The sequence below is a fragment of the Bradyrhizobium sp. genome (assembly GCF_036009065.1).
In the GTDB taxonomy this organism is placed as follows: Bacteria; Pseudomonadota; Alphaproteobacteria; order Rhizobiales; family Xanthobacteraceae; genus Bradyrhizobium.
Map to the genome: position 1 here is coordinate 1 of NZ_DASYMN010000280.1, position 11,769 is coordinate 11,769.

Genomic DNA, 11,769 nt, shown 5'->3' on the forward strand with positions numbered 1-11,769 from the left:
GACATCGCTGCGGTCGCGCAGCCGCATCGACACCGCGTTGTACAGGATCAGGAAGGTCAGCGCGGTCAGCGCCACGATCGCCGATTGAGGTCCCGAGATGCCCGCCACCGAATACAGCACGAGGCCGAGCGAGGCCGCGACCAGCACCATGCAGATGGCGACGAAAATCGTGGAAATGCGAATCACGCGCGCAGGGTCCTCAAGCCCCAAAGCTTCGGGCACGCTTAAGCTTAGCATTATTGTTGATTCGAAAAGCCGGGGCTGTTGAGAACTCCTCCGTGCCCCGGACGCAGCGCAGCGCGTAGCTCTTGCGAAGCGGTGCGCTGCAAAGCCGGGGCCGTCACGGTCGCAATTCTCTCGTCATGCGCGGGCTTGACCCGCGCATCCATCCCTCTTCAGAAGAGTCTTGCAAAGAAGATGGATGGCCGGGTCAAGCCCGGCCATGACGGTTCGGTGCCTGGTACGGTCCCGGCAATGCGGAGCGGCATGAAGAATGCCGCACCGCGTCCGGGACACGAGATGCGATCGTGATTCTTCAGCCCTGCGCCGGCCCCACGGTATCGGCCATGACCGCGCCGCGCCCGCCCAAAGGCTTCGGGTCTCCCACGGTGCTGTCGACCGCGGTCTGGTGCTCGATTTCGGAGTTCAATTCCGCGCCGCACAGCACGATGATGGCCGACATCCACATCCACATCATCAGGCCGATCGCGGCGCCCAGCGAGCCGTAGGTGGCGTCGTAGTTACCGAAATTGGACAGATACCACGACAATAGCGCGGAGCCGGCGATCCACAGCAATGCGGCGGCCAGCGTGCCGACGCTGAGCCATTCCCAGCGCGCCGGCTGCCTGCTCGGCCCGAACCGGTAGAGGATGCCCAGCGCCAATACCAGCAGCGCAAGCAGCAGCGGCCATCGCACGAGGCTGACGATCGTCTTGCTCCGGCTGCCGAGCCAGAGGTGGTCCAGCACCAGCGGCAGGGCCACGACCGCACCGACCATCAGCAGCAAAGCGAGGATTCCGCCGGCGGTGAATGCCAGAGAAAGCAGGTTCAATCTGACAAAACCGCGTTTCTCGCGCTCCTCATAGACCACATTGAGGGCGTCGATCACGGCCTTGACGCCGGCATTGGCGCTCCACAGCGCCAGCGCGAGGCCGAACAGGAAGGTAAAGCCGAGCGAAGTGTTGCCCTTGGCGAGCACACGCGCGATCTGGTCCTGCACGATCTGGAACGACCCCTCCGGCAGCATCAGCGCCAGCGTCCGCAGATTGTCGGCGATGGTCGCGGGGTTGGCGAACAGGCCGTAGCAGGACACCAGCGCGGTGATGGCCGGAAATACCGCGAGCAGCCCGAAGAACACCACGCCTGCGGCAATCGCCAGCAGCCGGTCCTCGCCGGTGCGCTCGTACGTGCGCCACAGGATGTCCTTCCAGCCGGCCCAGGGAATCTGCAGCGGATTTTTGGACCGCCGCCCGCGGCCGTGCTGCGACAGTTCCTCCGCGAACGCAGCGGGAGGCGGGGGCGCTTGCGCCGGTCCAATCTGCGGAGAGGTTGAAACCGGCGGTTGTTCGGCCTGCCGTTCGCCCGCTAGCACGGCCATGCCTCCGATCCTTCATGCAAGGAGCCGACATGCCCCTGTCATGATTTGAACGTGGACGTGTTTCGAATGTTCCGCTGCGCTTCGGCAGCGGAAGCGCGCTCCCTCGCCCCGCTCTTCTTCGCGGGGAGAGGGTTGGGGTGAGGGGCGGGGCACTGCGCTTGCAAGGTTCGCAGCCTGTCGGGTCGGCGCGCGCTACCGACCCGCAGACTCCAAAGTCGGATTGAGTGCAGTGCCTCGCCCGAAGCCTTCGCTGCGCTCCGGCTTCGACCTCTCCCCGCGAAAAGAGCGGGGAGAGGTTAAGAAGCGCTAAGCCACCGCCCGGATCACCTTCGCCAGCTTGTCGACGATCTCGCCGATCTGGTCCTCGGTGACGATCAACGGCGGCGTCAGGACCAGGGTGTCGCCGGCGACGCGGAGCATCAGGTCGTTGTCGTGGAAGGCGCTGTTGAGGCCGTTGAACCCGCGCTTGCCGGGTGTGTCGGCAAGCGGCGCAAGGTCGATGCCGGCAGTCAGGCCGACCGTGCGGATGTCCACTACGTTCGGCTCCTTGCGCAGGCCCATCACCGCATCGGCGAATTTCGGCTCCATCTGCTTGGCGCGCTCGAACAGCTTTTCGTCGCGGTAGATGTCCAATGTCGCCAGCGCCGCGGCGCAGGCCAAAGGATGCGCCGAATAGGTGTAGCCGTGAGTCAGCTCCACGATGTGTTCGGGGCCGGTCATGAAGGCGTCGTGGATGGTGTCGCGCACCAGCACGCCGCCCATCGGGGCTGCGCCGTTGGTGATGCCCTTGGCAAAGGTCAGCATGTCCGGCAGCACGCCGTAGCGCTCGGCGGCAAACGCGAAGCCGAGCCGGCCATAGCCGGTGATGACCTCGTCGAAGATCAAGAGGATGCCGTGCTTGGCGGTGATATCGCGCAGCCGCTTCAGGTAGCCCTTCGGTGCCGGCAGCACGCCGGTCGATCCCGCCATCGGCTCGACGATGACCGCGGCGATGGTGGAGGCGCCGTGCAGATTGACGAGGCGCTCCAGCTCGTCGGCGAAATGCGCGCCGTAGTCCGGCTCGCCCTTGCTGAAGGCCTGCTTGTCGCGGTCATAGGTATGCGGCAGATGATCGACGCCGGCCAGCAGCGTGCCGAACATCTTGCGGTTGCCGACGATGCCGCCGACCGAGGTGCCGCCAAAACCGACGCCGTGATAGCCACGCTCCCTGCCGATCAGCCTGGTGCGGGTGCCCTGGCCGCCCAGCTGGTGATACGCCAGCGCGATTTTCAGCGCGGTGTCGGCGGCTTCCGAGCCGGAATTGCAGAAGAACACGTGGTCTAACCCGTCCGGCGCGAGATCGGCGATGCGGCTGGCGAGCTCGAACGCCTGCGGGATACCGAACTGGAACGGCGGCGCGTAATCCAGCGCCGCGGCCTGTTCGGCGATGGCCGAGGAGATCTGCGTGCGGCCGTGGCCGGCATTGCAGCACCACATGCCGGCGGCGGCATCGATGATCTTGCGCCCGTCGACGGTGAAATAATGCATGTCCTTGGCGCCGGCGAGCAGCCGCGGGTTTTTCTTGAACGCCCGGTTCGCGGTGAACGGCATCCAGTGCGCGGCAAGATCGTTCGGCACGTTGACGGCGGGTCGGGCTGGGCTTTTGTCGAGCATCGTGGGCCTCTTGCAATTCGGGCGCGGCGGATTTGCGCGGCACGCTATCAGCTTCGGCAGGCGGCGGAAATGGACAACTCGGCGCAGCACGCATGTCCAAACGGGCAGTTTGGGGACGGACGAGCCACAAACGCCGTCATGGCCGGGCTTGACCCGGCCATCCATCCTCTTCGCGAGACTCTTGCGAAGATTGATGGATACGCGGGTCAAGCCCGCGTATGACGACCTGAGCTTGCCGGGTCCTACATCGGCTGGTACCACCCCGCCATGCGTGACAACACCCAGAAACCCAAAAAACCGCAAAAACTCCGCGCCCGCCTGCCGCGCGGCCTTTCCGACCGCGGCGCGGCCGAGATCGCCGCGACCCGGCGCATGCTTGAGACCATCCGCGAGGTGTTCGAGCGCTACGGTTTCGAGCCGGTGGAAACCCCGGCGATGGAATATACCGACGCGCTGGGCAAATTCCTGCCCGACCAGGACCGCCCCAACGAGGGCGTGTTCTCGTTCCAGGACGACGACGAGCAGTGGATCAGCCTGCGCTACGACCTGACCGCGCCGCTGGCGCGCTACGTGGCGGAGAATTTCGACGCGCTGCCAAAGCCGTATCGCAGCTACCGCGCAGGCTACGTCTACCGCAACGAGAAGCCCGGCCCGGGACGTTTCCGCCAGTTCATGCAGTTCGACGCCGACACGGTGGGCAGCGCGTCTCCCGCCGCGGACGCCGAGATGTGCATGATGGCGGCGGATACGATGGAGGCGCTGCGGATTCCGCGCGGCAGTTACGTGGTAAAGGTGAATAACCGCAAGGTGCTCGACGGGGTGATGGAGAGCATTGGGCTTGGCGGCGAGGAGAATGCGGGGCGCAGGCTCACGGTGTTACGCGCGATCGATAAATTGGATCGCCTTGGGCTGGGAGGTGTTCGTGAGCTTTTGCAGGGTGGTCGAACGGACGAGAGCGGAGATTTCTCGAAAGGTGCAGGGCTTTCGGACGAACAGGTTCGCACTATCATTTATGAGTTTCTGCAGACAGATAGTACAAACGAGATTCACCAGGAGAGAGAGCGTAACCTCAAGAATGATGTCTTTCTGCAAGGTCTCGCTGAGCTAGGAGAAATCGAAAACCTTTGCTCAGAGGCTGGATACGGTGGTGACAGAGTAGCCATTGATTACACCGTTGTCCGCGGCCTCGAATATTACACAGGCCCCGTCTACGAAGTTGAACTCCTGCTCGAAACCAAAGACGAAAAAGGCCGCCCGGTGCGCTTCGGCTCGGTCGGCGGCGGCGGACGCTATGATGGGTTGGTCTCGCGGTTTCGCGGCGAGCCGGTGCCGGCAACAGGATTTTCGATTGGTGTGTCGCGGCTGCAAGCGGCGCTTACGATGCTGGGCAAGCTTGATACCAAGCCGGAGTTTGGCCCGGTGGTGGTCACCGTGTTCGATCGCGACCGCGTCGCCGATTATCAGAAGATGGTCGCGACGCTGCGCAACGTGGGCATCCGCGCCGAACTCTATCTCGGTAACCCGAAGAACATGGGCAACCAGCTTAAATACGCCGACAAGCGCAATTCACCCTGCGTGATCATTCAGGGCAGCGACGAAAAAGCGCGCGGCGAGGTGCAGATCAAGGATTTGATCGAGGGCGCGAAGGCGGCTGCGGCGATTGCCTCCAATCAGGAATGGCGTGAGACGCGGCCGGCGCAGTTTTCGTGCAAGGAAGCTGAAATCGTCGCCAAGGTGCGCGAAGTCCTCGCGCGGCATGAGGTGAAGTGGACGTAGCCATTCATTCAAGCCGTCATGCCAGGCTTGTCCCGGGCATCCACGTCTTGGTAATGAAGCGTGATGACGTGGATGGCCGGGACAAGCCCGGCCATGACGAGAGAAACGAGAAAAGGGAGAGACCAGAATGCCTGAGATCACCGTGAGCATGGCCGCCGGCCGCACCGACGAGCAGAAGGCCGGGATGATGCGCGACATCACCCAGGCGCTGGTGAAAAACCTCGGCGTCGACGCCGACGCCGTCGTGATCCAGATCAACGAGGCGCCGCTGGCGCACAAGATGAAGGGCGGCAGGACGTTCGTGGAGCGCAAGGCGGCGCAGAGCAAGTAGGGCGGTATCGTGCCCCGGACGCAGCGCAGCGCGTAGCCCTTCGCGGAGCGGTGCGCTGCAGAGCCGGGGCCCAGCTATCTTCGCTACACCGGGGTCCCGGCTCTGCGGAGCAGCGTGAAGAACGCTGCACCGCGTCCGGGACACGAGGTTAGGCAATCCATGGACGCCCGTGATGTCCTCACCATCGGCATGAGCGCCGAGCGCACGCTGGTCGTGACGCCCGACCTCACCGTAAGACATTTCGTGCCGAACATGCCGGCGGTGTATGCGACGCCGATGATGATCATGGAGATGGAGATGGCGTCCGCCGACGCCACCGCGCCGCAGTTGCCGCGAGGCTGGGTCACGGTCGGCACCGAGGTCGATATCCGCCATCTTGGGGCAAGCGCGGTCGGAGCAAAGGTGCGCACCACGTCGCGGGTGATCGCGGTGGAGCGCCGGGTGATCCGGTTCGAGGTCGAGGCTTTCGAAGGCGAGCGCAGGATCGGCGAAGGCCGCCACGCGCGCGGCCTGGTCAACGTCGCCAGCTTCGAGACGCGGCTCCAGGCGTCACGATAATAGTCTTGACAAGTCCATTTTTTAGGAATATAAATTCCGTCGATAGGATTGCACCAAGCGTCTGATCAGCGCGGGGTGCGATTGGCTGGTGGCCAAGGTGGAGCGCCGGGAGGTGCCGCGCCCTACGTCACTGGGCGCGCGCGGTGCCTTGCCGCGCGAGGTGGGTACGTTAATCCCGCCTCTGGGGGTGCTACGTCACTGCACCCTGGCGCCTCCCGCCGCTCCATCGCCTCGCGCGGTTTCGCGAGGGACTGGCAAACCTCAGACGCATCGCGCCGCGAGAACGAGAACGCGTGCACGATGTGAGCTACTTCGCCGGCATCATTCCCTTCAGCTTTTCCATATCCGTGATGTTCATCCGGAAACCGCCGGGCATCACGATGTCGCCGGGCTTCTGGTCCGCCGCGCAGGCGCCGAGCCATTTGGCCTGCAGCGTCATGTCGGTGTCGCGCGGCGCGCCGGCGGGCGCGCCGTCGTTGTGCGAGGTGACTTTGACCGAATAGGCGGAGTTGAAATCGCCGGTCACTTCCGAATGCGAGGTCATGGTTGTGCCGCCATAGCTGCACACCGAATCGGTAATATACCCGGTCGCGGTCTTCTGGACGTCGTTCTTGCTGCAGTTTTGCTTTGCCATCGGCGAGAGCGACGTGGTCATCTTCTTGTCGGTGGTCTCGTCGGTGCAATGCTGCATCGTCATCTCGGGCGCCGGCGAGCCGGCCCGCAGCATCTTCAATTCCCACAGCCCGGCCTTGCGGGTCGGCAATTCGACGGCGAGCGCCGGCGCGCCGCACATCAACAGCGCAACGGCAAGCATCGGAAGACGAAAAAGCTGCCGCGTCATGCCGCGTCCTCCTGCTGTTTGATAGATGGTCTGGTTCGTTCAGTACCGCACGCTGAGCGGCCGCTCGGTGGCGCCATAGGGCACCCAGCGGCAGGCGAACGAGATGTAGCCGCCATACGTGGCTTGCGCCGCGAGGAATTTTACGACCTTGCCGTAGCGCGCGCAGTGCTCGACCGCGAGCAGCTTGACATCGGATTGGGTCGCCAGCTCATAGGCGATGATGCCGCCGGTGTCGTTGCCCTTGAAGGGCGGCACGGTATCGGCCCCCGCCGGTCCGCACGCCAGCATTCCGCACGCCGCCGCCAGCATCGCCACCATTCGCATCGCAGACTCCATTCTTGCGCGCCTACCATAATGCGCGCCGGCGGCCATGAAAAGAACGGCCGCAGCTTCGATGGTCAGTTATCGGCGGGTGTTGCCGCGCTGCACTTGACCTTGCCGGGGCTTCGCGGCACCGTCCGCCACCTGCCATCAGTGCTGTGGATTGCCCATGCGCGACCTGTTTTCGTCCTTGAGAAACCTCAGCCTCGGCATCGCGCTCGGCGCCGTTCTAGGCCTGCTGGCGTTCGGGCCGGCGGCGCAGGCGGCCAATCCGCTGGAGAAGAATTTCTGGCTGTCCGGTCCGCGCTATGACGGCAACCTGCCGCCCTGCGAGTGGGCGCTGGGCAAGATCTCGTCGCGTTTCGCCGAAAAGGAGAGCACGTTCTGGAATTCGACGCTGCAGATCACCGGCTATGACCGGGTGCACGAAATCGTCTTCCGTCCGTGGCAATCGGACAATATCCCGCGGCGCTATTGCTCGGCGACGGCGATGATCAGCGACGGCAAGCCGCGCCCGGTGTATTTTTCCATCGTCGAGGATGGCGGATTCGCCAGCTTCAGCAACGGCGTCGAATTTTGCGTCGTCGGGCTGGACCGCAACTGGGCCTACAACCCCGCCTGCAAGGCCGCGCGGCCCTGACGTTCCTACCGATTGTGGCCATTGCGCGTGCAGGTTGTGCCGCGTCGCAGCTTCTCCAATTGTGTTCTTGAAATGTTCTGGTTCTCTGCTTAAGGATTGAAGACCGGGCAGAGGGGGGCGTCGTCATGCTTTGTTTTTTGAGGATTCTGTTTTCGTTTGTCCTGCTCGCCGGCGCGGCGTCGGCGCAGGACCGGCGGCAGAATGCGCCGGGCGAATTCGATTTCTACGTGCTGTCGCTGTCGTGGTCGCCGTCGTTCTGCGAGGCGGCCTCTGAGCGCGGCAGAAGCGGGCGCTCTCAGGACGCGCAATGCGGCGGACGGCCGTTCTCGTTCGTGGTCCATGGGCTGTGGCCGCAATATGAGCGCGGCTTTCCGGATTATTGCCAGCGGCCGGCGCCGCGGCTCGACCGCAACATCATGACCTCGATGCTGGACCTGATGCCGGCGCCAGGGCTGATCTTCAATGAATGGGACAAGCACGGCACCTGCTCGGGCTTAAGCCCGCGGGCGTATTTCGAAACCATCCGCAAGGCGCGCGCGGCGGTGAAAATCCCCGCCGGTTTCCTGGAATTGTCCGCAGCCAAAACGGTCGCGCCGACCGAGGTCGAAGACGCCTTCATCAAGGCCAATCCGGGGCTGAGCAATTCGGCGGTGTCGGTGATCTGCGATCAGAAGCGCTTGAGCGAAGTGCGGATCTGCATGAGCAAGGATCTGCAATTCCGCGCCTGCGAGGAAATCGACCGCCGCGCCTGCCGCCGCGATTCCGTGGTAATGCCGCCGGTGCGCAACTAGTCGTCATTGCCGGGCTTGACCCGGCAATCCATCCTAATTCGACAGACTCTTGCGAAGATTGATGGATGCGCGGGTCAAGCCCGCGCATGACGCACCTAAATTTATCGCGCTCCGCAGCGTTACTTTCCTCGCCCGATGTCGTAACCCGTCCTTCATGAACTACCGTCACGCCTTCCATGCCGGCGGCTTTTCCGATGTCATCAAGCATATCGTGCTGGTGCGCATTCTCACCCATCTGCAGGACAAGCAGGCTCCGTTTCGCGTCATCGACAGCCATGCCGGCGCCGGGGTCTACGATCTCAGCGGCGATGAAGGGCAGCGCGGCGGGGAGTGGCGCAGCGGCATCGCGCGCATCATGCAGGCCCGGTTTTCCGAAACCGTATTGCCGCTGCTAAAACCCTATCTCGATATCGTCCGGGCCTTCAATCCGCGGCGCGATCTTTTGGCCTATCCCGGCTCGCCGCTGCTCGCCCGCGCACTGCTGCGGCCGCAGGACCGGCTGGTGGCGTGCGAGGTCGAGCCCAAGGCGCGCAAGCGCCTGATCGACGCGCTGCGCCGCGACACCCAGGCCCGCGTGGTCGATCTCGACGGCTGGATGGCGCTTGCCGCCTTCGTGCCGCCGAAGGAGCGGCGCGGGCTGGTGCTGATCGATCCCTCGTTCGAGCAGAAGGACGAGTTCGAGCGGCTGGGAGACGGTTTCGCGCAAGCCTTCGCGAAATGGCCGACCGGCAGTTACCTGCTGTGGTATCCGGTGAAAAGCCGCCGCGCCACCGACAGCCTCGCGAGGCGCGTCGCGGCCGTGGCCGCGGCGGCGATTCCGCCCGGCAAGTGCCTGCGTCTGGAGTTCAGCGTCGCACCGCAGACCACCGGCGCCGCGCTGACATCGGCCGGGCTTCTGATCGTCAATCCGCCGTGGCGGCTTGCGGCCGAACTCAAGGCGATCCTGCCCGAGCTGGAAAAGCCGCTCGGCCAGGGCGGCGCCGGCCGGTTCAGGCTCGAGATGCCCAAAGCCTGAGCGGGCCTGGTAGCGACATAGGCTCGTGAAAAGTCCCGTAGGCAATTGACCTATAACCGTATTATGCTGAGCCGATAGGACTGGCTTTACGTTCCGCTTCCGCGAATGGGGGCGGCGGAGTGACAAGGCCTCTATTTTTTTAAAAGGCGGATCGTAACCGCCGCGATGGCCAAGCTTTCCGGCCGCGAAATGTCCGGTCAAGCCGATACGCGAGGTGCGCGTAGCGGCGGAGCAATGCGGGGACAGGAGTTTTCCCGATGGCGATGACCGGGACGGTCAAGTTCTTCAACGGAGAGCGCGGCTACGGCTTCATCAAACCTGATGACGGCGGCCGCGACGTGTTCGTGCACATCACCGCGGTGGAGCGGGCGGGGCTGAAGGATCTGAACGAGGGACAGCGCATCACCTTCGAGGTCGAACCGGACAAGAAGGGCAAGGGCCCTAAGGCGGTCAATCTGGTGATTTCGTCCTGAGCGGGTGAGCGTGGATCGATCGCGTGTCCCGGACGCGGTGCGGCATTCTTCATGCCACTCCCCAGAGCCGGGACCCCGGTTTAGCGAAGATAGCTGGGCCCCGGCTCTGCAGCGCACGCTTCGCAAGAGCTCCGCGCTTCGTCCGGGGCACGATAAAAAAATCCCGGCCGCAGAGCGGCCGGGAGTTCGCGAATAATTTTTTCTTGTTGGAAATCAGAAGCGATAGTTCACGCCGACGCGGGCGAGGCCGAACCGGTAGCCGTTGGGCAGGCCGGTGATAACGAAGCGGCTGTCAGACAGATCGACATAAAGATATTCGATCTTCGCGGTCCAGTTCTGCGCAAAGCCGAATTCGGCGCCGGCGCCCGCGGTCCAGCCCGCGGTGGTGTGTGTTTCCGTCACGCCAAAAGCCTGGCCGCGCAACTCGCCGAATGCCAGGCCCCCAGTGCCGTAGAACAGCACGTTGTTGAGCGCGTAGCCGACCCGGCCGCGCACCGTGCCGAACCACGGATTGGAGAATTTCCACGGCGCAAAGGTATCGTTGGCGGCGCTCGCCTGGATGTCGGCTTCGAGGCCGAACACCAACGCGCCGTTCTGCCAGTTATAGCCACCCTGCACGCCGCCGGCGAACCCCGACGGTTTGGCCGGATTGTTGCCGACGCTGCCCCACGCATAACCGATATTGCCGCCGAGATAGGGACCGGCCCAGCTATAGGCGTTGAGCGGCTGATTGACGGTGTAAGGCGCGCGCGACCCGTAAGGCAGGTCCGCCGCCTGCGCCGAACCCGCCAGGCCCGCGGCCATCAACGCCGCGCACGCGATCCTGCTCATCTGAAAGACTCCACGACGCCACCGGCCGCAACCGCCGCACGGTTACGGAATTGCGTTTTTTCCAATAGGATTTATCGAGAGTTTTAAGTTAAGGGCCTGTTAAGGCCTCGGACGGGCCGAGTCTTGTTCTTAACAAGGGATTACCGGCTGGCGAGGACCGGTTTCAGCGCCTAAATTCGGGCCCATGAATCAAGACCCCTCGCCATCCGCAAAACGGCCTGACGTACCGACGTCGCAGCCCGGTTCCGCCACGGATCTGCCGCCGAATTCGCAGGATTTCGACCCTGCCAGCGTCACGACCGACGAGGATGACGAGGCGCGGCTGCCGGAGATCGTCGACGCCGGCGCCGAAGCGGTGCCGGAAGGCCCCCTCGCGGTCGGCCGCGCCGCGATCGAGGTCGCGGTGCGCCACGCCCCGACCTCGCCCGGCGTCTACCGCATGCTGAACGCGGCCCATGACGTGCTCTATGTCGGCAAGGCCAAGAATGTCCGCAAGCGGCTCACCTCCTATGCGCGGCCGACCGGCCAGGTGATGCGCATCGCCCGCATGATCGCGGCGACCGCAACGGTGGAGATCGTTTCGACCACGACCGAAACCGAGGCGCTGCTGCTCGAGGCCAATCTGATCAAGCAGCTGCGGCCGCGCTTCAACGTGCAGCTGCGCGACGACAAGTCGTTCCCTTATATATTGATCACCGGCGATCACTGGGCGCCGCAGATTCTAAAGCATCGCGGGGCGCAGACGCGGCCCGGGCGCTATTTCGGCCCGTTCGCCTCCGCGGGCGCCGTGGGGCGCACCATCACGGCGCTGCAGCGCGCGTTCCTGGTGCGCTCCTGCACCGATTCGTTCTTCGAAAGCCGCACCCGGCCGTGCCTGCTGTATCAGATCCGGCGCTGCGCGGGGCCGTGCACCGGCGAGATCGATTTCCCCGGCTATACCGA

The 11,769-nt window shown here is 64.2% G+C and carries 12 protein-coding genes and 2 pseudogenes; 8 read left to right on the forward strand and 6 right to left on the reverse strand.

Annotation, left to right across the window (positions count from 1 at the left end; translation table 11 throughout):
• The 3 genes and pseudogenes from VGP39_RS17370 to VGP39_RS17380 form a co-directional block, all read right to left on the reverse strand.
• Positions 1-186, reverse strand: a pseudogene (locus VGP39_RS17370) (EAL domain-containing protein); the annotation flags it as partial.
• A 349-nt stretch (positions 187-535) separates the two neighbouring features.
• A complete protein-coding gene (locus VGP39_RS17375; RefSeq protein WP_327569338.1) occupies positions 536-1,597 on the reverse strand; it encodes a YihY/virulence factor BrkB family protein in 1,062 nt (353 codons plus the stop codon).
• 306 nt (positions 1,598-1,903) lie between these two features.
• Positions 1,904-3,250, reverse strand: a complete 1,347-nt coding sequence (locus VGP39_RS17380; RefSeq protein WP_327569339.1) for an aspartate aminotransferase family protein — start codon at positions 3,248-3,250, stop codon at positions 1,904-1,906.
• A gap of 267 nt (positions 3,251-3,517) precedes the next feature.
• Between VGP39_RS17380 and hisS the strand changes: the two are divergent.
• The 3 genes and pseudogenes from hisS to VGP39_RS17395 all read left to right on the forward strand — a co-directional run.
• Positions 3,518-4,904 (forward strand): annotated as a pseudogene (gene hisS / locus VGP39_RS17385) (histidine--tRNA ligase); the annotation flags it as partial.
• A gap of 249 nt (positions 4,905-5,153) precedes the next feature.
• Positions 5,154-5,357 carry a tautomerase family protein gene (locus VGP39_RS17390; RefSeq protein ID WP_327569341.1) on the forward strand — a complete coding sequence of 68 codons (204 nt, stop codon included), beginning with the start codon at positions 5,154-5,156 and terminating at the stop codon, positions 5,355-5,357.
• A gap of 159 nt (positions 5,358-5,516) precedes the next feature.
• On the forward strand, positions 5,517-5,915 hold the full coding sequence (locus tag VGP39_RS17395) for a thioesterase family protein (protein WP_327569342.1): 399 nt from the start codon (positions 5,517-5,519) through the stop codon (positions 5,913-5,915).
• Positions 5,916-6,222: 307 nt separating this feature from the next.
• Here the strand turns inward: VGP39_RS17395 and VGP39_RS17400 are convergent, their stop codons facing one another.
• Both VGP39_RS17400 and VGP39_RS17405 read right to left on the reverse strand, forming a co-directional pair.
• The gene (locus tag VGP39_RS17400; RefSeq protein WP_327569343.1) at positions 6,223-6,756 is read right to left on the reverse strand and encodes a DUF3617 domain-containing protein; all 534 of its coding nucleotides are present in this window, start codon (positions 6,754-6,756) and stop codon (positions 6,223-6,225) included.
• 39 nt (positions 6,757-6,795) lie between these two features.
• Positions 6,796-7,080, reverse strand: a complete 285-nt coding sequence (locus tag VGP39_RS17405) for a hypothetical protein (RefSeq protein WP_327569344.1) — start codon at positions 7,078-7,080, stop codon at positions 6,796-6,798.
• A gap of 166 nt (positions 7,081-7,246) precedes the next feature.
• On the opposite strand from VGP39_RS17405, the gene VGP39_RS17410 reads away from it, so the two are divergent.
• The 4 genes from VGP39_RS17410 to VGP39_RS17425 all read left to right on the forward strand — a co-directional run bounded on the left by VGP39_RS17410 (position 7,247) and on the right by VGP39_RS17425 (position 9,996).
• Positions 7,247-7,717 carry a hypothetical protein gene (locus VGP39_RS17410; RefSeq protein WP_327569345.1) on the forward strand — a complete coding sequence of 157 codons (471 nt, stop codon included), beginning with the start codon at positions 7,247-7,249 and terminating at the stop codon, positions 7,715-7,717.
• Between the two features lie 125 nt (positions 7,718-7,842).
• Entirely contained in the window at positions 7,843-8,508 is a 666-nt protein-coding gene (locus VGP39_RS17415) for a ribonuclease T2 (protein ID WP_327569346.1), read from the forward strand.
• A gap of 154 nt (positions 8,509-8,662) precedes the next feature.
• Positions 8,663-9,523 (forward strand): 23S rRNA (adenine(2030)-N(6))-methyltransferase RlmJ, encoded by an 861-nt coding sequence (locus VGP39_RS17420; protein WP_327569347.1) that lies wholly within the window; start codon positions 8,663-8,665, stop codon positions 9,521-9,523.
• Positions 9,524-9,780: 257 nt separating this feature from the next.
• On the forward strand, positions 9,781-9,996 hold the full coding sequence (locus tag VGP39_RS17425; RefSeq protein WP_327569348.1) for a cold-shock protein: 216 nt from the start codon (positions 9,781-9,783) through the stop codon (positions 9,994-9,996).
• A 213-nt stretch (positions 9,997-10,209) separates the two neighbouring features.
• Here VGP39_RS17425 and VGP39_RS17430 read toward each other — a convergent pair whose 3' ends face one another.
• Positions 10,210-10,827 carry an outer membrane protein gene (locus VGP39_RS17430; protein ID WP_327569349.1) on the reverse strand — a complete coding sequence of 206 codons (618 nt, stop codon included), beginning with the start codon at positions 10,825-10,827 and terminating at the stop codon, positions 10,210-10,212.
• A gap of 184 nt (positions 10,828-11,011) precedes the next feature.
• On the opposite strand from VGP39_RS17430, the gene VGP39_RS17435 reads away from it, so the two are divergent.
• The coding region (locus VGP39_RS17435) for a GIY-YIG nuclease family protein (protein WP_327569350.1) at positions 11,012-11,769 on the forward strand (758 nt) is incomplete at its 3' end.

Coding starts and splice junctions, on each gene's coding strand:
- VGP39_RS17415 (WP_327569346.1), top strand. CDS start 7,843: ATGCTTTGTTTTTTGAGGATTCTGTTTTCGTTTGTCCTGCTCGCCGGC.
- VGP39_RS17380 (WP_327569339.1), bottom strand. CDS start 3,250: ATGCTCGACAAAAGCCCAGCCCGACCCGCCGTCAACGTGCCGAACGAT.
- VGP39_RS17425 (WP_327569348.1), top strand. CDS start 9,781: ATGGCGATGACCGGGACGGTCAAGTTCTTCAACGGAGAGCGCGGCTAC.
- VGP39_RS17390 (WP_327569341.1), top strand. CDS start 5,154: ATGCCTGAGATCACCGTGAGCATGGCCGCCGGCCGCACCGACGAGCAG.
- VGP39_RS17420 (WP_327569347.1), top strand. CDS start 8,663: ATGAACTACCGTCACGCCTTCCATGCCGGCGGCTTTTCCGATGTCATC.
- VGP39_RS17405 (WP_327569344.1), bottom strand. CDS start 7,080: ATGCGAATGGTGGCGATGCTGGCGGCGGCGTGCGGAATGCTGGCGTGC.
- VGP39_RS17430 (WP_327569349.1), bottom strand. CDS start 10,827: ATGAGCAGGATCGCGTGCGCGGCGTTGATGGCCGCGGGCCTGGCGGGT.
- VGP39_RS17410 (WP_327569345.1), top strand. CDS start 7,247: ATGCGCGACCTGTTTTCGTCCTTGAGAAACCTCAGCCTCGGCATCGCG.
- VGP39_RS17400 (WP_327569343.1), bottom strand. CDS start 6,756: ATGACGCGGCAGCTTTTTCGTCTTCCGATGCTTGCCGTTGCGCTGTTG.
- VGP39_RS17395 (WP_327569342.1), top strand. CDS start 5,517: ATGGACGCCCGTGATGTCCTCACCATCGGCATGAGCGCCGAGCGCACG.
- VGP39_RS17375 (WP_327569338.1), bottom strand. CDS start 1,597: ATGGCCGTGCTAGCGGGCGAACGGCAGGCCGAACAACCGCCGGTTTCA.